Here is an 18,684-nt window from a genome sequence, read left to right as displayed (position 1 = left end):
GGGCAGCGGCGAAAAAATGGCGCGCGCGGACGCGGCGGAGGAGCGGGGTGTGCGTGACGTCACTCATGGTGAGGTCCTCGTCGTTTGTTCTTGTGAATTCAGTATATGCCTCGGTAGATGGTTTTTTGCTCCAAATTGACTCGCTTAAGCGACAGTGATTAGTATGTTTGAACTAACAAAAACCAAAACAGTAGAACAGCTCACCATGGCCGAACTCGATCGCATCGACCTCAAGATTCTCCGCGCCCTGGCCGAGGATGGCCGCCTGAGCTGGCGCGACCTGGCCCTCAAGGTGGGCCTGTCGCTGACCCCGACGCTGCGTCGGGTGCGCCGCCTGGAGGAGGAGCACTACATCCAGGGCTACTTTGCGCGCCTCGACGAGGAGCGTCTGTCCGGGGCGATGAGCGTGTTCGTCTCCGTCTCCTTAGAAAAGCAGACCGGCGATTACCTCGCCCGGTTCGAGGAGCGCATCGTCGACGCACCGCAGGTGATGAGCTGCTTCCAGATGACCGGCGATGCCGACTACATGCTGCGGGTGGTGGTCAAGGACCTCGCCGCCTACCAGGCCTTCCTCACCAACACCCTGACCTGCATCCCCGGGGTTGCCGGCATCAAGTCGGCGTTCGCCCTGAAGTCGGTGATGCTGCGTTCCGCACCACCGATCTGAGTCGCTGACAGCGCGGGCGTTGGCGCGGAAAAAATGCGATCTTTGCCGCGATCGGTGGCCCGTGCGCGTCTGCGCGCACCGGTTCGGCTAGGCTGAATATCGGGTCGCCGTCGTCCCATCGCATTAAGGAGAAATCGATGTTGGAACAACGTCCCATTGAGCGACCGGTCTCGCGGGAACTACTGGATGTACTGATCCGTGCCGGCTTGGTGGCCGCGCTGGTGGTCACCTGCTACACGATTTTCCATCCCTTCCTGAACCTGATGCTGTGGTCGCTGATCATGGCGGTGACCCTGTATCCGCTGAATTCGCTGCTCGCCGCGCGCCTTGGTGAGCGGCGCGGACGTGCGGCGTTCGTCATCGTGCTGCTCGGCCTGCTGCTGTTGATGATGCCGCTGGCCTTGCTCGGCGGCTCGATCGTCGATTCGGTGCAGGTCGGCAAGCAGATGCTTGAGCAGGGTGGTGGCCTGCGTATTCCGCCGCCGCTGCCGTCGGTGGCGACCTGGCCGATCATTGGCGAGCCGCTGTTCAAGTTCTGGGAGCACGCCTCCAGCGACATGAGCTGGTTGTTGCATCAGGTCGGCCCGCACATCCAGGGCACGCTCAAGTTGATCCTCGGCAAGCTGGCCGGTGCCGGCATGGGCTTGATGATCTTCATCTTCGCGCTGGTGATCGCCGGCATCATCATGGCCAATGGCGAGGCGGGCACCCGCTCGGCATACGCCATCGCCACGCGCATCTCCGGCCCGGAGCGTGGCCCGCAGATCGCCGAGCTGTGCACCTCGACCATTCGTGCGGTGGCTCAGGGGGTGGTGGGGATCGCTTTCATCCAGATGCTCCTGGTCGGCGTCGGCCTGGTACTGATGGGCATCCCCGGTGCCGGTTTGCTGGCGCTGGCGGTGCTGCTGCTCGGCATCATGCAGCTGCCGATCGCACTGATCACCCTACCGGTGATCGCCTATGCGTTCGCGGTGCATGGCGTCTCGGTGGCCAGCGTGGTGTTTGCCGTGTGGACCTTCGTCGCCGGTCTGGTCGACAACTTCCTCAAGCCGCTGCTGCTCGGCCGTGGCGTCGCGGTGCCGATGCCGGTGGTGCTGATCGGCGCGCTGGGCGGGATGGTTGCCAACGGCATCATCGGCCTGTTCATCGGCCCGGTGCTGTTGGCGGTCGGCTACAAGCTGTTCATGTCCTGGGTCTATCAGTCCCCGGGCGGGGCACCGGTAGCTGCGCCGGGGCCGGTGGAGCAGCTACCCCCCGGCCCGACGAGCTGACGTCGGTTCAGCCTTGCAGCTGGGTGTCGATGCGAATCTCGCCGCTCAGCAGCTTGTGGATCGGGCAGGCGTTGGCGATTTCCAGCAGACGCTGACGCTGCGCCGCGTCGAGTTCGCCGTGTAGGGTCACGCGCCGCTCGATCTGCGTCAGCGCCGGCGGCGTCAGCTGTTCGGCGCTGATGAACAGCTCGACGTCGAGGCCGGTCAGCGGCAGTTCCTTGCGCCGCGCGTACATGCTCACGGTGATCGCCGTGCAGGCGCCCAGCGCGGAGAGCAGCAGCTGGTGCGGCGAGGGGCCGCTTTCACCGCCGCCGAGGCTCTGTGGCGCATCGCCGAACCACTGGTGGGCGCCTTCGGACAGCGTGACGCGATAAGGTATGGCGCCGATGCTGGCGCTGACGATTTCCTGGCTCATGCGATGTATTCCCCCGGGGATGTGAAGCGCTAACGGTAGCAGGCCGAGCGGCGCGCTGGCACGGCACGCTCAGCATTCGATGATGTTGACGGCCAGGCCGCCACGGGCGGTTTCCTTGTACTTGCTCTTCATGTCGGCGCCGGTCTGGCGCATGGTGCGGATCACCTTGTCCAGCGAGACATAGTGTTTGCCGTCACCGCGCAGGGCCATGCGCGCGGCGTTGATCGCCTTCACCGAGCCCATCGCATTGCGCTCGATGCACGGCACCTGGACCAGGCCGCCAATCGGGTCGCAAGTCAGCCCGAGGTTGTGCTCCATGCCGATCTCGGCGGCGTTCTCCACCTGTTGCGCGGTGCCGCCGAGCACTTCGCAGAGCGCCCCGGCGGCCATCGAACAGGCCACGCCTACCTCGCCCTGGCAGCCGACTTCGGCGCCGGAGATCGAGGCGTTCTCCTTGTACAGGATGCCGATGGCCGCCGCGGTGAGCAGGAAGCGTTCGACGCCGTCGGCATTGGCTCCGACGATGAAGCGCGTGTAGTAGTGCAGCACAGCGGGAATGATCCCGGCGGCGCCATTGGTGGGCGCGGTCACCACGCGGCCACCGCTGGCGTTCTCCTCGTTGACTGCCAGGGCGTACAGGTTGACCCAGTCGAGCACAATGAGGTTGTCGCGCAGGTTGGCTTCCGGGTGTTCGCTGAGCTGGCGGTACAGCGCCGCGGCGCGGCGTTTGACCTTCAGGCCGCCGGGCAGGATGCCCTCGCTGTGGCAGCCATTGGTCACGCACTCCTGCATGACGCTCCAGATTTCCTGCAGCTTCGCCGAGGTCTCCTTGGCCGGGCGCCAGGCCTTTTCGTTCTCGCGCATCAGGTCGCTGATCGCCAGCTCGTGCTGCGCGCAGTGTTCGAGCAGCTGCTTGGCGGTGGTGAAGGGGTAGGGCAGTTCGGTGCGGTCGGCGACGATGCGATCCAGTCCGGCGGCATTCTCATCGACGACGAAGCCGCCGCCGACCGAGTAGTACTCGCGGCTGCGCAGCTGCAAGCCGGCGCTGTCGAAGGCGCGGAAAATCATGCCGTTGGGGTGGAAGGACAGCGGCTTGCGGATGAACGCCAGGTGCTCCTTCTCGTTGAAGGCCACGGCCTTACGTCCCAGCAGTTGCAGCTCGCCGCTGCTGCGGATGGTCTCCAGTCGTGCCGGGATGCCCTGGGTGTCGACGCGGTCCGGTTGCTCGCCTTCCAGACCGAGGAGCACCGCCTTGTCGCTGCCGTGGCCCTTGCCGGTGGCGCCCAGCGAGCCGTACAGCTCGACCTTGACGCTGGTGGTGGCCTGTAATAGGTCGTCGCGCTGCAGGCCTTCGGCGAAGCGCAGCGCGGCGCGCATCGGCCCCACGGTGTGCGAGCTGGACGGGCCAATACCAATCTTGAACAGGTCGAAGACGCTGAGTGCCATGGCGCAGGATGTCTGGCGGAGGGTTCTCTCAGCTTAGCTGGGTGCGCGTCGGGGCAGCACTGGTCGGACAAGGTGCGGGGCGGGCAGCGCGTTGCCGGGCGAAACGGCAAGGACGGTTTCAGATCTCGTCGCGGCGGGCTTCGCGCTGCAGCTGATAGACGAAGCGCTCGATCTGCCGCTGCTCCAGGCCGCTCATGCGGTGGAAGCGGGTGCCGGCGAAGCTGATGTCGAGCTTCTCGTCGTAGATCACGTGGCGCAGCTCGACCGAGGTAGTCATCGCGCCGAACGGCAGGTGTGCGGTGAAGCGCTCGTAGACCTGACCGCTTTGCAGCTGCTTGCTGACGTCGCCAGGGAAGCGCAGCTTGCAGCCGGTGGCGGAGATGTCCAGCAATTGGCCCTTCAGGCCGGCTTTCAGGCGCTCGCCTGCCAGCTCGACGCTGACCAGCTGGGCCTGCTTCAAGGGCGCACGGAAGGCATTGCGACGCTGGTGGTAGAGCACTTCGGTGGGCAGCAGGCTCCAGTAGCAGCGGTGCCCTTCGAACTCGCCGATCTGCACCGGTTGATGGCATTCCCAGGCGATGCGTACACCGTCGTGGAAGCCTTCGACCTTGAAGCTTTCACCGCCCACCAGGAAGCGCTCGCCGTCGTTGGGCACCAGCTCGTCGAACGCCAGGTAGCCGCGTTCGCGGTTGATTTCGATCAGGTAGCTTTGAAAGCGCTGGCTGCGTTCGTGGAACGTGATCACCAGCGGGTCGTGATGTTGGTGCAGTTGGCGCAGGTTGGCGAAGATCTCTAGCGGCGCTTTGAGGGTCTTGGGTGGCTGCGGGCCATTATCCGCGTTGAAGGGGTTGGACACGGTCCACAAATCTCCGAGCTAACTCTGGCGCTAGCATACTGGCGTTCTGCCGGCATGTCCGTTGCCTTTCTTGTTCTGATCTTGCCCCGATCTCGCTGGCGACGTGCCTGGGTGGGCGGTTTCGTCGAGCGGGCCGGGCGTCAGGCCTGGCTCAAGGGGCGCTGCGAGGCGATTTTAGCGGCGCCGCCACGGCTGTCATAGAGGTTCGGAGTATCACTGCCGCCGCGCAGGATGCCCAGCACGCTGCGTACCGAGGCCTGGCTGGTGTGCACGACGCGGCCGTTGCGCAGGTTGGCGTTCTGGCATTGTTCCAGCAGGGCGGTGAGTTCGTCGCTACGTGCTAGCAGGTCTGCGCCATGCACCGAGCGCTCGGCGAGCGCCTCGAGCCCACTGCGATCGGGGCTGAGCTGCAGTTTGAGCATGATCTGGCTGCGTTCGCTGCCGTGCTGGGAGAGTTGTGCGAGCAGCGGCTGCTTTTCGCCGAGCAGCTGCTCGAGGCGTGGCAGGTCGCGGTCGCTCAGGGCTTGGAATTCCGCATCGATCAGCTCAAGCAGACGCTGCATGGTGCCGATATCGTCAGTGAGAAGGCGCAGCAAGGTAACGTCGAGCATGGCAGGCCCTGGGAGTTAGCAGGCACGAGGCCTGGGTTGCGTCCAACGCCCCAGCGCAGCCAGTGGACTAGCGCTGGGACTCGAAGTCGAGCAGTTTGCCGGCGACGCGCTGGCTGTCGACCTGGTAACTGCCGTCGGCAATCGCTTGTTTGAGGCGCTCAACACGCGCCTTGTCGACAACTGGCTGGTCGCCCAGCTTTTCGGTGATCTTCTGCAACTGCTGGGCCTCCTGGCTGAGCTGCACGGATTCACCCGCTTTCGGAGCCGGCGCGGGAGTAGCTGGCGCTGGCGTCGAAGTGGTCTGGTTGGCGCCGACGGCATCGCCACGAGCACCAGACTGAGTGCCGGCAGCCCGCCCAGTGGTGCTGGGGGTAGCGGCATTGTTGGGCCGGTTGAAGTCGATGACCATGATGCAAAAACCTCTGAAGGTGTTGGACGCTTGCCTAGCTTTTCGGCCATGCCTGAGAAAACTTTAGAAGAAAATCTCGCCTTTCTTCTTTCAGCTTCGAGTGGCCGGACCTCGCCATGTTCCTTGGCGCTCGGCAAATCCATCGATCAGAGCAGTTTAGGGATATTGGGCGCGTCGGCGCCACCAGAAAAATGCCGCTACATGGCAACCTCGACCACCCCGGGAGCGGCCACGCGGGCCTTGATCACGCGCTGCGAACTGAGGTTGCGCACGCGAATCTGTTCGCCTTCGGTGCCGTCGGACAGCGCTTCGCCGTTCATATGTACGTTGATCTTGTTGCTGCGCACGTTGATCTGCACCTGGTCGCCTTTGCGCACCATCTCCGCCTGCTGCAGGAAGGTCGGGGTGAGGATCTGGTCCGGCTGCACGGGGCGGGTGACTTTCTTGCCTAGCGCCTGCTCGGGTTCGGTGAGGTAGCCCTGGCTGAGCAGGCCGACGTCGCGTTCGACCAGGCTGATGTCGCCTTCCCCGAGCACCGTGCTGCGCTTCAGCGGTCGGCTGGCGATCAGTACCTCGCGGTACAGCTTGACCTGAGCCGGAATGAAAATGGTCCACGGCGTCGCGCCTTCGCAGCGCACCCGCACGGTGACGCGCCCGAGCGGCTTGGCCGGACTTTCCAGTGAGGCCGTCAATTCCCTGTCGCACTGCGGCATGCGCAAGCGCGAGTCGAGGTCGTTGACCTGGATTTCGTAGCGGCCGGGAATCGCGCTCTGCTGCAAATAGTCTTCGACGGTGAACTCAAGAAATCCCTGGGTCACGCCGATAAGTTGCTCAGGCGGGGTGATGTCGGCGAGGCTGGCAGCGCTATAGCCAAAACATGGCAGAATCAGGCAGAAGGCCTGGCATTGTGCCAGTAGGCGCCGAGAATATGTCGTTAGCAGTTTCATGACGGCTTGAGTAGCAAGGCCCGTGCCGCCTTCAGGCAACGGCGCTAATAGAGAGGAGGCAGGGCATGGCCGGTGTGATGGATTCAGTTAACCAGCGGACGCAACTGGTCGGGCAGAACCGGCTGGAGCTGCTGCTGTTTCGCCTGGATGGCCGACAGCTGTACGGAATCAACGTGTTCAAGGTGAAGGAGGTGCTGCAGTGCCCCAAGCTCACCCTGATGCCGAAATCGAGCCCGGTGGTGCGCGGTGTCGCCAACATCCGTGGCGGCACCATCCCGATCATCGATCTGGCGCTGGCCACCGGCCGGCGCGGTCTCGAAGACCTGACCAACAGCTTCGTGATCATCACCGAGTACAACACCAAGGTGCAGGGCTTCCTGGTGCGTTCGGTGGAGCGCATCGTCAACATGAATTGGGAAGAAATCCTGCCGCCGCCAAAGGGCACCGGCCGTGAGCACTACCTGACCGCGGTCGCGCAACTCGACCAGCAGCTGGTGGAAATCATCGACGTGGAGAAGATCCTCGCCGAAGTGGCGCCGACCTCCGAAGTGATTTCCGAAGGCGTGATCGACGCCGTCACCCAGAGCAAGGCGGTGCACAAGCACGTGCTGATCGTCGACGACTCGTCGGTGGCGCGTAAGCAGGTGGTGCGTTGCCTGCAGACCGTTGGCGTGGAAGTCACCGCGCTGAACGACGGCCGCGAGGCGCTGGAATACCTGCGCAACATGGTTGATTCGGGCAAGAACCTCGACGAGGAACTGCTGATGCTGATTTCCGACATCGAGATGCCGGAAATGGATGGCTATACCCTGACTGCCGAGATTCGCCACGATCCGCGCATGCAGAAGCTGCATATCCTCCTGCATACTTCGCTCTCCGGCGTATTCAATCAGGCTATGGTGAAGAAAGTCGGCGCTGACGACTTCCTCGCCAAATTCCGTCCTGACGATTTGGCGTCGCGCGTGGTCGAACGCATCAGAGTGGCAGACGGGGGCTGATCCTTGGCCTTTGAAGAATTTCCCAGTTGGGTGAGGCGGTCCTAGTGTCTTCAGGTGATTTGGGTTTCGAGCAATTCCGGACATTCCTGGAAAAGGCCTGTGGCATCCTGCTGGGCACCAACAAGCAGTACCTGGTCTCCAGCCGGTTGAACAAGCTGATGGACCAGAACAGCATCAAGAGCCTCGGGGAGCTGGTTCAGCGCATGGAATCGATGCCGCGCAGCGGGCTGCGCGAGCAGGTGGTCGATGCCATGACCACCAACGAAACCCTGTGGTTTCGCGATACCTATCCGTTCGAGGTGCTGAAGAGCCGCGTCCTGCCGGAACTGCTCAAGGAAACGCCGAACCAGCGCATCCGCATCTGGTCGGCGGCGGCCTCGTCCGGCCAGGAGCCGTTCTCGCTGTCGATGGCCATCGACGAATACGAGCGCAGCAACCCGGGCATGTTGCGCGGTGGCGCGCAGATTCTCGGCACCGACCTTTCCAGTTCGATGCTGCAGGCCTGCCGCGCCGGCGAGTACGACAGCCTGGCAATCGGCCGTGGTCTGTCGCAGGAGCGCCTGCAGCGCTTCTTCGACAACAAGGCGCCGGGCCGCTGGGGCGTCAAACCGGCGATCAAGAGCCGCGTCGAGTTCCGCGCGCTGAACCTGCTGGACAGCTACGCCACGCTGGGCAAGTTCGACATCGTGTTCTGCCGCAACGTGCTGATCTATTTCTCCGCCGAAGTGAAGCGCGACATCCTGCTGCGCATTCATGCCACGCTGCGCCCGGGCGGCTACCTGTTCCTCGGCGCTTCCGAAGCGCTGAACGGCCTGCCCGATCACTATCAGATGGTCCAGTGCAGCCCAGGGATCATCTACAAGGTGAAGTGAGCCAAGGGGTGACGAGAAGGGAGGCGCAAGCCTCCCTTTTTTATTGCCTGCCAGTTTGCCGGCGCCGGCAAAAGCGGCGGCGTTTTGGCGGCAAGCACGACGGTCGCCATTGCCTTAGGGCGGAAAGGGCTTGCCGCTGGCGGCGGCAATTTGGCGCTGACAAATAGTTAAGTCATTGAAATTAAACGAAATAAAAATATGGCATGTGCTTTGCTTTATGGCTGACAGGCAAATCAGACCGGCAAGGTTCGTTGACCATGAGCATCAACTTCGACTCCGCCCTCGGCATCCACGAAAAAGCACTCAGCTTCCGCGCGCAGCGTTCTGAGGTGTTGGCCAACAACATCGCCAACGCCGACACGCCGAACTACAAGGCCCGTGACCTGGACTTCGCTTCGGTGCTGGCGCAGCAGAGCGAGAAGACTCAGCGCGGCACCTTCCAGATCAGCCGCACCAACAGCCAGCACATTGCCGTCGATGGCCTCGACATCGGCGACGCCACGCTGCAGTACCGCAACCCGAACCAGGCCTCGATCGACAAGAACACCGTCGATCCGCAACTCGAGCAGGCCAGCTTCGCGGAGAACTCGGTGCAGTTCCAGGCCAGCTTCACGCTGCTCAACAGCAAGTTCAAAGGGCTGATCAGCGCCCTGCGCGGCGAATAACGGAGAACCCCAGCCATGTCCCTGTCCAGTGTCTTCAACATTGCCGGAACCGGCATGAGTGCCCAGACCACCCGTCTGAACACCATCTCCAGCAACATCGCCAACGCCGAGAGCGTGTCGTCGAGCGTCGACCAGACCTACCGTGCGCGGCATCCGGTGTTCGCCACCATGATGGCCAACGCGCAGAGCGAAACCGGCGACCGCGGTTCGCTGTTCGCCGATCAGGATCAGGCCGGTGTCGGCGTGCAGGTGCTCGGCGTGGTCGAGGACCGGAGCACCCTGACCCCGCGCTACGAGCCGAACCATCCGGCGGCCGACGAGAACGGCTACGTCTACTACCCGAACGTCAACGTGGTCGAGGAAATGGCGGACATGATCTCCGCCAGCCGTGCCTTCCAGACCAACACCGAAATGATGAACACCGCCAAGCAGATGATGCAGAAAGTGCTGACCCTGGGTCAGTAAGGCAAGGATGAGGACTCACCATGGCCATCGATAGCACCAGCTCCACCAGCTCCGTTCTTGATCAGTACCAGATCAAGAACCAGACCGGCACCACGAAGAAGGAAGAGCTGGGCAAAGACGCCTTCCTCAACCTGCTGGTCGCGCAGATGAACAACCAGAACCCGCTGGAGCCGCAGGGCAACAGCGAGTTCGTTGCCCAGCTGGCGCAGTTCAGCCAGGTCGAGGGCGTGCAGCAGCTGAACGACAGCATGAGCACGCTGCTCTCCGGCTATCAGTCCTCGCAGGCGCTGCAGGCCTCGTCGCTGGTCGGTCGCAAGGTCATCGTGCCGACCGAGAAGGCGGTGGTCGACACCAGCGAAACCTTCAAGGCCAGCCTGGTCCTGCCGGTCTCCAGCAGCAACGTGTACGTCAACGTCTACGACAGCAACGGCGCCACGGTGAACCGCATCAACCTCGGCACCCAGGCGGCTGGCAACGTCAGCTTCATGTGGGACGGCAAGGACGCGTCCGGCAACCTGATGCCGCCGGGCACCTACAAGTTCGAGGCGCAGGCGAGCTACGCCGACGGCACCAAGGGTCTCTACACCCTGCTGCCGGCCAACGTCGACAGCGTCACCCTTGGGCAGAGCGGCAGCGAGCTGCAGCTCAACCTGGCGGGCATCGGCAGCGTGCCGCTGTCGCAAGTGCAGATCATCGGTCAGTAACCCACCGGACAACTACCGCCGGTTGTCCCGGCAAAGGAGACTTCCATGTCGTTCAACATCGGTCTCAGCGGCCTGCGTGCCGCGACCAAGGATCTCAACGTTACCGGCAACAACATTGCCAACGCCGGTACCGCAGGCTTCAAGCAATCGCGTGCCGAGTTCGCCGACGTGTACGCCGCCTCGGTGGTGGGCTCCGGCTCCAACCCGACCGGCAGCGGCGTGCTGCTGTCCAACGTGTCGCAGATGTTCAACCAGGGCAACATCAACTACACGCAGAACTCGCTGGACCTGGCGATCAACGGCAACGGTTTCTTCGTCACCAGCAACAACGGCGACATCAGCTACACCCGTGCGGGCTATTTCGGCACCGATCGCGAAGGCAACCTGGTCAACAACTTCGGCTACAAGCTGCAGGGCTACCCAGTCGACGGCAACGGCAACCTGCAGAACGGCGTGGTCAGTGACCTGACCATCTCGACCAGCAACCAGGCGCCGAAGTCCACCACGCAGATCGCCCAGAAGTTCAACCTGAACTCGGCGACCAAGGCTCCGACCAACACCCCGTTCAACCCGAGCGACCCGACCACCTACACCTCGTCGACCTCGGTCAACATCTACGACTCGCAGGGCAACGCCCATGTGATGACCCAGTACTTCATCAACAACTCCGACCCGACGGCCACTCCGGCGGTGACCAACAACTGGACGATGAACGTGCTGATCGACGGGCGTAACCCGGCCAATCCGGTAGCCGATCCAGGTGACCCGGCCGCAACTCCGCCCGTTCCGCCGACCACCGGCACCGAGCCGTACAGCATCAACCTGATGTTCAACTCCGACGGTTCGCTGAACACTACTGGCATGGCTGCCGGTGGCGACCTCAACTTCGATCCGGACACCGGCCTGATGACTCTCGACGACTGGGTGCCGGCCACCTCCGACGGCGGCACGCCAGCGACCTGGGCACCGAACGGGGCGAACAACCCGGTGGTGCCGATGCAGATCGACCTGCGCGGTTCGACCCAGTACGCCAGCGCGTTCGCGGTCAACAGCGTCAGTCAGGATGGCTACACGACTGGCCAGTTGTCCGGTCTGGAAATCGACGACACCGGGGTGATCTTCGCCCGCTACACCAACGGTCAGTCCAAGGTGCAGGGCCAAGTAGTGCTGGCCAACTTCGCCAACGTGCAGGGCCTGACGCCGATGGGCAAGACCGCCTGGACGCAGTCCTTCGATTCCGGCGAGCCGGTGATCGGCACGCCGAGTTCCGGCACCCTCGGCGCCCTGCAGTCCGGCGCGCTGGAGGATTCCAACGTCGACCTGTCCGACCAGCTGGTCAACCTGATCGTCGCCCAGCGCAACTACCAGGCGAACGCCAAGACCATCGAAACCGAAAGCGCCATCACCCAGACCATCATCAACCTGCGTTGACGGTCGGGGCGGGAGGGCTGGCGCCAGCGTCAGCTTTCCCGCAGCGGCGCTTGCCGCAAGCGGCAATCTTCCGCCGCCAGCTTTTCGCAAAGGCCCCGCTTGGGGCCTTTTTGTTTTATAAAGTCTTTATATATCAGTCTCTTGCGTGAATTTTTCGGAAGTGGCACGGGCTTTGCTGCATGACTGGCAACAGAGCAGCGGGCCGTCGCCCATCCTCGGAGAGAATCATGGACAAGATGCTGTACGTCGCCATGAGCGGAGCCAGCCAGACCACGCTGGCGCAGCGCGCGCATGCCAACAACCTGGCGAACATCTCGACCAGCGGCTTCCGTCGCGATTTTGAACAGGCGCGGGCCATGCCGGTGTTCGGTGACGGATTTCCGTCGCGGGTCTACGCCATGAGCGAGCGCCCGGCCACCGACTTCACGCCCGGCACCCTGCAGGAAACCGGCAACAACCTGGACGTCGCGGTGAGCGGTGACGGTTGGCTGGCGGTGCAGGCTCCAGACGGCAGCGAGGCCTACGTGCGTACCGCCAGCCTGAAGATCGATGCGCTCGGCCAGCTGCGTACCGGCAACGGCATGCCGGTGATGGGCAATGGTGGGCCGATCGCCATTCCGCCGGAGCAGAAGGTCGAGATCGGTCAGGACGGCACCATCAGCATCCGTGCCCTCGGCGAAGCGCCCAACGTGGTCGCCGAGGTGGACCGCCTGAAGCTGGTCAATCCGGATCTCAAGCAGATGGAGAAGGGCACCGACGGCCTGATTCGCTACAAGGGCGCCGGCCCGGTACAGGCCGACAACACCGTGCAGGTGACCTCCGGCTTCCTCGAGGCGAGCAACGTCAACGCTGTCGAGGAGATGACCTCGATCCTCTCGCTGTCTCGCCAGTTCGAACTGCAAGTCAAGATGATGCGTACCGCCGAAGACGATGCCGCAGCCGTGGCACGGGTCATGCAACTCAGCTAATCACCAAGTGCGAGGTGCCGTAAAACCGGCGCCCGAGGAGAACGAATATGCTTCCGGCTCTGTGGGTCAGCAAGACGGGCTTGACCGCCCAGGACATGAACCTGACCACCATTTCCAACAACCTGGCCAACGTCTCGACCACCGGCTTCAAGCGCGATCGCGCCGAATTCGAAGACCTGCTGTACCAGATCCGTCGTCAGCCCGGCGGCCAGAACAGCCAGGACAGCCAACTGCCGTCCGGCCTGCAGCTGGGTACCGGTGTGCGCGTCGTCGGTACCCAGAAGGTGTTCACCGCCGGCAGCCTGCAGACCACCGACCAGCCGCTGGACATGGCCATCAACGGCCGCGGTTTCTTCCAGGTGATGATGCCCGACGGCACCATCGGCTATACCCGTGACGGCACCTTCCACCTCAACTCCGACGGCCAACTGGTCACCGCCAACGGCTTCTCGCTCGAGCCGGCGATCACCCTGCCGACCGAAGTGAAGACCTTCACCGTGGGCGAAGACGGCACCGTCTCCGTGACCACCGCCGGCAATCCGCAACCGCAGGTGCTGGGCAGCATCCAGACCGCCGACTTCATCAACCCGGGCGGCCTGGAAGCGATCGGCAACAACCTGTTCATGGAAACCGCCGCCAGCGGCGCGCCGCAGGTCGGCACCCCGGGCCTCACCGGTCTCGGCACCGTGCAGCAGAACACCCTGGAGAACTCCAACGTCAGCGTGGTCGAGGAGCTGGTGAACATGATCACCACCCAGCGGGCGTACGAGATGAACTCCAAGGTGATCTCCACCGCCGACCAGATGCTTGGTTTCGTCACCCAGAACCTTTGATTTTGTAGGTGGGCTCGGCCGCGTCGCGGCATGAGCCGCCAGCGTCGCCTGAAACACCGCGAGGTACGTGCAATGAATCGGCTGTCTCTTCTCCCGCTGCTTGGCGTCGTCGTCCTGGCCGGCTGCATGTCGCCGCCGCCGAAGCCGAACGACCCCTATTACGCGCCGGTGCTGCCGCGCACGCCGCTGCCGACCGCGCAGAACAACGGGGCGATCTTCCAGCCGGGTTTCGAGAACAACCTGTACACCGATCGCAAGGCCTTCCGCGTGGGTGACATCATCACCATCACCCTCAACGAGCGCACCCAGGCGAGCAAGAACGCCAACTCGCAACTGCAGAAGGACAGCAGCGCGAATATCGGCCTGACCTCGCTGTTCGGCGCCACGCCGTCGACCAACAACCCGCTCGGCAGCGGCCAGCTGGACCTCAGCGCCGAATACAGCGCCAGCCGCGACACCAAGGGCGACGCTCAGGCGGGGCAGAGCAACAGCCTGTCCGGCTCGATCACCGTCACCGTCTCGGAAGTGCTGCCCAACGGCATCCTCGCTGTGCGCGGCGAGAAGTGGATGACCCTGAACACCGGCGACGAACTGGTGCGTATCGCCGGCATGGTACGCGCCGACGACATCGCCACCGACAACACCGTGGCCTCGACCCGCGTCGCCGATGCGCGCATCACCTACTCCGGAACCGGTTCGTTCGCCGATGCCAGCCAGCCGGGTTGGTTCGATCGCTTCTTCATGAGCCCGCTGTTCCCGTTCTGATGAGGCCGACCATGAAACGACTGATTTCCGCCCTCTGTCTGCTGCTTGTCGCCGGCGCCGTCCAGGCCGAGCGCCTCAAGGACCTGGCCAGCATCCAGGGCGTGCGTTCCAACCAGCTGATCGGCTACGGCCTGGTGGTCGGCCTGAATGGCAGCGGCGACCAGACCACGCAGACGCCGTTCACCCTGCAGACCTTCAACAACATGCTCGCCCAGTTCGGCATCAAGGTGCCGGCCAGCGTCGGCAACGTGCAGCTGAAGAACGTCGCCGCGGTGTCCATCCATGCCGACCTGCCGGCGTTCGCCAAGCCGGGGCAGACCATCGACATCACCGTGTCGTCGATCGGCAACGCCAAGAGCCTGCGCGGCGGCAGCCTGCTGATGACCCCGCTGAAAGGCATCGACGGCAACGTCTATGCGGTCGCCCAGGGCAACCTGGTGGTCGGCGGCTTCGACGCCGAAGGCAGCGACGGCTCGAAGATCACCGTCAACGTCCCGTCGAGCGGGCGGATTCCTGCCGGCGCCACGGTCGAGCGCCCGGTGCCGAGCGGTTTCGACCAGGGCAACAGCCTGACCCTCAACCTCAATCGCCCGGACTTCACCACGGCGAAGAACATCGTCGACCACATCAACCAGCTGCTCGGCCCAGGCGTCGCCCAGGCCATCGACGGCGGGTCGGTGCGGGTCAGCGCGCCGCTCGATCCGAACCAGCGCGTCGACTACCTGTCGGTGCTCGAGAACCTCGAGATCGAAGCCGGCCAGGCGGTCGCCAAAGTGATCATCAACTCGCGCACCGGGACCATCGTGATCGGCCAGAACGTGCGCGTGCAGCCGGCCGCGGTGACCCACGGCAGCCTCACCGTGAGCATCACCGAGGACCCGATCGTCAGTCAGCCGAACGCCTTCTCCGGCGGCCAGACCGCCGTGGTGCCGCGCTCCAAGGTTGACGCCACGCAAGAAACCAAGCCGATGTTCAAGTTCGCGCCGGGCACCAGCCTCGACGAGATCGTCCGTGCGGTGAATCAGGTCGGCGCTTCGCCGTCGGACCTGATGGCCATCCTCGAAGCCCTCAAGCAGGCCGGCGCGTTGCAGGCCGAGCTGATCGTGATCTGAGGACGCGGCCATGGATACTCGACTCGGAGTTGGGGGCGGCACCGTGGACAGCGGCGCCTATACCGATCTCAACCGCCTCAACCAGTTCAAGGTCGGTGGCGATAGCGAAGGCAACCTGCACAAGGTCGCTAAGGAATTCGAGTCGCTGTTCCTCAACCAGATGCTCAAGGCCATGCGCTCGGCGAACGACGTGTTCGCCGAAGGCAACTTCACCAGCAGCAACGAAACCAAGATGTACCAGGACATGTACGACCAGCAGCTGGCCGTGAGCATGTCCAAGGACAAGGGTATGGGCCTGGCCGACGTGCTGGTGCGCCAGCTGTCGCAGCTGAAGAAGGGCAGCCAGCGGCCCAACCCGTTCGCCCAGACCGGTGCCGAAGCGGCTGGCAGCATCACCGCCAGCGCCGGGCAGAGCAGTGCCAGCGACAGCGCGCGTGACGACTCCAAGCTGATCAACCAGCGTCGCCTGTCGCTGCCCGGCAAGCTTACCGACCGTCTGCTGGCCGGCATCGTGCCGACCGCCGCGAGCAGCGCCGCCGAAGGCCAGCCGCTGGCGCAGAACGACTGGCTGCCGGCGCAGAGCTACCCGGCGCCGGAAAGCAAACTCGGCGAGACGCCGGCCGTCGATGCCTTCAAGGGCCGCCGTCTGGCGCAGCCGCCGCTGGCGCCGGGCAAGTCCGAGTTCGCCTCGGCCGACGAATTTATCGCCACCATGATGCCGATGGCCAAGGAAGCCGCGGACAAGATTGGCATCGACCCGCGCTACCTAGTGGCCCAGGCCGCCCTGGAGACCGGCTGGGGCAAGTCGATCATCCGTCAGCAGGACGGCTCCAGCAGCCACAACCTGTTCGGCATCAAGGCCCACGGCTGGGGAGGCGACTCGGCGCGCGTGCTGACCACCGAGTACGAGAACGGCAAGGCGGTCAAGGAAACCGCGTCGTTCCGCGCGTACTCCTCCTACCAGCAGAGCTTCCACGACTACGTGGATTTCCTGCAGAACAACGACCGTTACGACGACGCGCTGGATGTCACCGCGACGCCGGAGCGCTACGTCAAGGAACTGCAACAGGCCGGCTACGCCACCGACCCGAACTACGCGCGCAAGGTGGCGCAGATCGCCAAGCAGATGCAGACCTACCAAACCATCGCCGCCGCTGGCAGCGTGCCTTCGAGCTGATGAGACCACGTCATGGCTGATCTTCTTAACATCGGATTGTCGGGACTCTCGGCGAGCAAGACGCAACTCAGCGTCACCGGCCACAACATCACCAACGTCAACACCGCGGGCTATAGCCGGCAGAGCGTGGTGCAGGGCACCCGCACGCCGCAATTCAGCGGCGCCGGCTACATCGGCGCGGGCGCCCAGGTGGTCGACGTGCGCCGTCTGGCGAGCAGCTTCATGACCGAGCAGCTGCGCAGCGCGACCAGCCAGAACATGGAGCTGAACACCTTCAAGAGCCAGATCGAGCAGCTCGATTCGCTGCTCTCGGACAGCACCACCGGGATCACCCCGGCGCTGCAGAGCTTCTTCGCCTCGCTGCAGACTGCCGCGCAGAACCCGTCTGGCAGCGAAGGCCGCGAGGCGCTGCTGGCTCAGGCGCAGGGCCTGTCGAAGACCTTCAACACGCTCTACGATCAGCTCGACAAGCAGAACACCCTGATCAACCAGCAGCTCGGCTCGCTGGCCACCCAGGTCAACAACCTGGCCAGCAGCGTCGCCAGCTACAACGACGCGATCGCCAAGGGTCGCGCCTCCGGCGTCGAGCCGAATGACCTGATCGACGCGCGCGAAGAAACCGTGCGGCAGATTTCCGAGCTGATCGGCGTGCAGGCGGTGAGCCAGGACGACGGCAGCATGAGCCTGTTCATCGGCACCGGCCAACCGCTGGTGGTCGGCACCACCGTATCGACCCTGCGGGCGATGCCGGGCGCCAACGACCCAGGCCGCTATCAGATGGAGCTGGTCAGCGGCAACTCGGTGCAGAACGTCACCGCGCAGATCAGCGGCGGCCAGGTCGGCGGTTTGCTGGCGTACCGCGACACCGCGCTGGACAACAGCTACAACCGGCTTGGCCAGCTGGCGCTGACCTTTGCCGATACCGTCAACCAGCAACTGGGCCAGGGTCTGGACCTGTCGGGCAAGGCGGGCAGCAACCTGTTCGGCGACATCAATGATCCGAGCATCACCGCCTTGCGTGTGCTCGGGCGGCTCGGCAACAGCAGTGCGGTGAGCAGCGCCAACCTCAACATCACCGACACCAGCAAGCTGAACACTAGCGACTACCGCCTGGATTTCGACGGCACCACCTTCACTGCGCGGCGCCTGAATGACAACGCGCCACTGACTATTAACGTTAGCGGCGCAGGGCCGTACACCCTGAGTTTTGCCTACGCAGATACATCTACCACGCCAGCGACGATGATCGACCAGGGCTTCGAGCTGACCCTCGACGCGCTGCCGAGCGCCGGCGACAGCTTCACCCTGCAGCCAACTCGGCGCGGCTCGGCAGACATCAGCACCACGCTGACCCACGCCGACCAACTGGCCTTCGCCGGCACCGCGCGCGCCGAAGCCACCCTGAACAACCGCGGCACCGGCAGCATCGGCCAGCCGGCGCTGGTCTCCGGGCCGTCTCCCGTCGACGTCAACGTGCTGAAGGCTGCCTTCGGCAGTGGCCTGTCGCTCAGCGCGACGGTCACCGGCAGTACCTACACACTGACCTCGCCACTGCCGGCTGGCTGGAGTTATGTCGATGCCAATGGCAATGCGCTCGGCGGTAGTCCGACTCTGAACAGCGGCGAGACGAACTCGGTGCGTCTGGCCTATACCGGCGCTGGTCAGACTTACACCTACGAAATGACCATGAGCGGTGCGCCGCAGCAGTCCGACAGCTTCACCGTCGCCTTCAACGACAAGGGCATTTCCGACAACCGCAACGCGCTGGCGCTTTCCGGCCTGCAAACCAAGGGCACGGTCGGCAACGGCGCGTCCGGGGTGACCTACAACGAGGCCTACAGCGGCCTGGTCGAGCGGGTCGGCAGCCTGACCGCGCAGGTGCGCACCAACAGCGAAGCGGCCACCTCCGTGCTCAAGCAGGCGCAGGACAACCGCGACTCGCTGTCCGGGGTCAACCTCGACGAAGAGGCGGCCAACCTGATCCAGTTCCAGCAGTACTACAGTGCCTCGGCGCAGGTGATTCAAGTTGCCCGCACCTTGTTCGATACCCTGATTGGCGCGTTCCGCTAAGA

The 18,684-nt window shown here is 64.0% G+C and carries 20 protein-coding genes; 14 read left to right on the top strand and 6 right to left on the bottom strand.

The annotated features are described in order from the left end of the window. The first annotated feature begins 205 nt into the window (after positions 1-205). Positions 206-667 carry an Lrp/AsnC family transcriptional regulator gene (locus tag JQX08_RS02645; RefSeq protein ID WP_204914509.1) on the top strand — a complete coding sequence of 154 codons (462 nt, stop codon included), beginning with the start codon at positions 206-208 and terminating at the stop codon, positions 665-667. A 137-nt stretch (positions 668-804) separates the two neighbouring features. Beyond that, the gene (locus JQX08_RS02640) at positions 805-1,938 is read left to right on the top strand and encodes an AI-2E family transporter (protein WP_204914507.1); all 1,134 of its coding nucleotides are present in this window, start codon (positions 805-807) and stop codon (positions 1,936-1,938) included. Positions 1,939-1,945: 7 nt separating this feature from the next. Here JQX08_RS02640 and JQX08_RS02635 read toward each other — a convergent pair whose 3' ends face one another. The 6 genes from JQX08_RS02635 to flgA form a co-directional block, all read right to left on the bottom strand. Beyond that, complete coding sequence (locus JQX08_RS02635; RefSeq protein ID WP_204914505.1) at positions 1,946-2,353, bottom strand: OsmC family protein; 408 nt, start codon at positions 2,351-2,353, stop codon at positions 1,946-1,948. 69 nt (positions 2,354-2,422) lie between these two features. Further along, entirely contained in the window at positions 2,423-3,799 is a 1,377-nt protein-coding gene (locus JQX08_RS02630; RefSeq protein ID WP_204914503.1) for an L-serine ammonia-lyase, read from the bottom strand. A gap of 118 nt (positions 3,800-3,917) precedes the next feature. After that, positions 3,918-4,655, bottom strand: a complete 738-nt coding sequence (locus tag JQX08_RS02625; protein WP_204914501.1) for a flagellar regulator YcgR PilZN domain-containing protein — start codon at positions 4,653-4,655, stop codon at positions 3,918-3,920. 140 nt (positions 4,656-4,795) lie between these two features. After that, a complete protein-coding gene (locus JQX08_RS02620; RefSeq protein ID WP_204914499.1) occupies positions 4,796-5,266 on the bottom strand; it encodes a flagella synthesis protein FlgN in 471 nt (156 codons plus the stop codon). A 67-nt stretch (positions 5,267-5,333) separates the two neighbouring features. Further along, positions 5,334-5,675, bottom strand: a complete 342-nt coding sequence (gene flgM / locus JQX08_RS02615) for a flagellar biosynthesis anti-sigma factor FlgM (RefSeq protein WP_204914497.1) — start codon at positions 5,673-5,675, stop codon at positions 5,334-5,336. 197 nt (positions 5,676-5,872) lie between these two features. Further along, the gene (flgA, locus tag JQX08_RS02610) at positions 5,873-6,622 is read right to left on the bottom strand and encodes a flagellar basal body P-ring formation chaperone FlgA (RefSeq protein ID WP_204914495.1); all 750 of its coding nucleotides are present in this window, start codon (positions 6,620-6,622) and stop codon (positions 5,873-5,875) included. A 65-nt stretch (positions 6,623-6,687) separates the two neighbouring features. On the opposite strand from flgA, the gene JQX08_RS02605 reads away from it, so the two are divergent. From JQX08_RS02605 to flgK, 12 genes are all read left to right on the top strand, one after another. After that, positions 6,688-7,620, top strand: coding sequence for a chemotaxis protein CheV (locus tag JQX08_RS02605; protein WP_204914493.1), 933 nt, complete (start codon positions 6,688-6,690; stop codon positions 7,618-7,620). Positions 7,621-7,664: 44 nt separating this feature from the next. Next, positions 7,665-8,492, top strand: coding sequence for a protein-glutamate O-methyltransferase CheR (gene cheR / locus JQX08_RS02600; RefSeq protein ID WP_204914491.1), 828 nt, complete (start codon positions 7,665-7,667; stop codon positions 8,490-8,492). 257 nt (positions 8,493-8,749) lie between these two features. Next, the gene (gene flgB / locus JQX08_RS02595) at positions 8,750-9,157 is read left to right on the top strand and encodes a flagellar basal body rod protein FlgB (protein WP_204914489.1); all 408 of its coding nucleotides are present in this window, start codon (positions 8,750-8,752) and stop codon (positions 9,155-9,157) included. Positions 9,158-9,172: 15 nt separating this feature from the next. Then, a complete protein-coding gene (gene flgC / locus JQX08_RS02590) occupies positions 9,173-9,622 on the top strand; it encodes a flagellar basal body rod protein FlgC (RefSeq protein ID WP_204914487.1) in 450 nt (149 codons plus the stop codon). A gap of 20 nt (positions 9,623-9,642) precedes the next feature. After that, on the top strand, positions 9,643-10,326 hold the full coding sequence (flgD, locus tag JQX08_RS02585; RefSeq protein ID WP_204914485.1) for a flagellar hook assembly protein FlgD: 684 nt from the start codon (positions 9,643-9,645) through the stop codon (positions 10,324-10,326). Positions 10,327-10,371: 45 nt separating this feature from the next. Beyond that, positions 10,372-11,757, top strand: a complete 1,386-nt coding sequence (gene flgE, locus JQX08_RS02580; protein WP_204914484.1) for a flagellar hook protein FlgE — start codon at positions 10,372-10,374, stop codon at positions 11,755-11,757. 227 nt (positions 11,758-11,984) lie between these two features. Further along, positions 11,985-12,725, top strand: coding sequence for a flagellar basal-body rod protein FlgF (gene flgF / locus JQX08_RS02575; RefSeq protein ID WP_204914482.1), 741 nt, complete (start codon positions 11,985-11,987; stop codon positions 12,723-12,725). A 47-nt stretch (positions 12,726-12,772) separates the two neighbouring features. Then, positions 12,773-13,558, top strand: a complete 786-nt coding sequence (gene flgG, locus JQX08_RS02570; RefSeq protein ID WP_204914480.1) for a flagellar basal-body rod protein FlgG — start codon at positions 12,773-12,775, stop codon at positions 13,556-13,558. Positions 13,559-13,630: 72 nt separating this feature from the next. Further along, on the top strand, positions 13,631-14,323 hold the full coding sequence (flgH, locus tag JQX08_RS02565) for a flagellar basal body L-ring protein FlgH (RefSeq protein ID WP_204914478.1): 693 nt from the start codon (positions 13,631-13,633) through the stop codon (positions 14,321-14,323). A gap of 11 nt (positions 14,324-14,334) precedes the next feature. Then, positions 14,335-15,435: a flagellar basal body P-ring protein FlgI gene (locus tag JQX08_RS02560; RefSeq protein WP_204914476.1), complete on the top strand. Its 1,101-nt coding sequence runs from the start codon at positions 14,335-14,337 to the stop codon at positions 15,433-15,435. A 10-nt stretch (positions 15,436-15,445) separates the two neighbouring features. Beyond that, a complete protein-coding gene (gene flgJ, locus JQX08_RS02555; RefSeq protein ID WP_204914474.1) occupies positions 15,446-16,612 on the top strand; it encodes a flagellar assembly peptidoglycan hydrolase FlgJ in 1,167 nt (388 codons plus the stop codon). 12 nt (positions 16,613-16,624) lie between these two features. Continuing rightward, positions 16,625-18,682 carry a flagellar hook-associated protein FlgK gene (gene flgK / locus JQX08_RS02550; RefSeq protein ID WP_204914473.1) on the top strand — a complete coding sequence of 686 codons (2,058 nt, stop codon included), beginning with the start codon at positions 16,625-16,627 and terminating at the stop codon, positions 18,680-18,682. Positions 18,683-18,684 lie beyond the last annotated feature (2 nt).

The organism is Zestomonas insulae, assembly GCF_016901015.1.
Classification (GTDB): Bacteria; Pseudomonadota; Gammaproteobacteria; order Pseudomonadales; family Pseudomonadaceae; genus Aquipseudomonas; species Aquipseudomonas insulae.
Note: the sequence above shows the minus strand (reverse complement) of the source record. Positions and strands in the feature narration are given on the sequence as shown.

Coding starts and splice junctions, on each gene's coding strand:
- JQX08_RS02645 (WP_204914509.1), top strand. CDS start 206: ATGGCCGAACTCGATCGCATCGACCTCAAGATTCTCCGCGCCCTGGCC.
- JQX08_RS02640 (WP_204914507.1), top strand. CDS start 805: ATGTTGGAACAACGTCCCATTGAGCGACCGGTCTCGCGGGAACTACTG.
- JQX08_RS02635 (WP_204914505.1), bottom strand. CDS start 2,353: ATGAGCCAGGAAATCGTCAGCGCCAGCATCGGCGCCATACCTTATCGC.
- JQX08_RS02630 (WP_204914503.1), bottom strand. CDS start 3,799: ATGGCACTCAGCGTCTTCGACCTGTTCAAGATTGGTATTGGCCCGTCC.
- JQX08_RS02620 (WP_204914499.1), bottom strand. CDS start 5,266: ATGCTCGACGTTACCTTGCTGCGCCTTCTCACTGACGATATCGGCACC.
- flgM (WP_204914497.1), bottom strand. CDS start 5,675: ATGGTCATCGACTTCAACCGGCCCAACAATGCCGCTACCCCCAGCACC.
- flgA (WP_204914495.1), bottom strand. CDS start 6,622: ATGAAACTGCTAACGACATATTCTCGGCGCCTACTGGCACAATGCCAG.
- JQX08_RS02605 (WP_204914493.1), top strand. CDS start 6,688: ATGGCCGGTGTGATGGATTCAGTTAACCAGCGGACGCAACTGGTCGGG.
- flgB (WP_204914489.1), top strand. CDS start 8,750: ATGAGCATCAACTTCGACTCCGCCCTCGGCATCCACGAAAAAGCACTC.
- flgC (WP_204914487.1), top strand. CDS start 9,173: ATGTCCCTGTCCAGTGTCTTCAACATTGCCGGAACCGGCATGAGTGCC.
- flgD (WP_204914485.1), top strand. CDS start 9,643: ATGGCCATCGATAGCACCAGCTCCACCAGCTCCGTTCTTGATCAGTAC.
- flgE (WP_204914484.1), top strand. CDS start 10,372: ATGTCGTTCAACATCGGTCTCAGCGGCCTGCGTGCCGCGACCAAGGAT.
- flgF (WP_204914482.1), top strand. CDS start 11,985: ATGGACAAGATGCTGTACGTCGCCATGAGCGGAGCCAGCCAGACCACG.
- flgG (WP_204914480.1), top strand. CDS start 12,773: ATGCTTCCGGCTCTGTGGGTCAGCAAGACGGGCTTGACCGCCCAGGAC.
- flgH (WP_204914478.1), top strand. CDS start 13,631: ATGAATCGGCTGTCTCTTCTCCCGCTGCTTGGCGTCGTCGTCCTGGCC.
- JQX08_RS02560 (WP_204914476.1), top strand. CDS start 14,335: ATGAAACGACTGATTTCCGCCCTCTGTCTGCTGCTTGTCGCCGGCGCC.
- flgJ (WP_204914474.1), top strand. CDS start 15,446: ATGGATACTCGACTCGGAGTTGGGGGCGGCACCGTGGACAGCGGCGCC.
- flgK (WP_204914473.1), top strand. CDS start 16,625: ATGGCTGATCTTCTTAACATCGGATTGTCGGGACTCTCGGCGAGCAAG.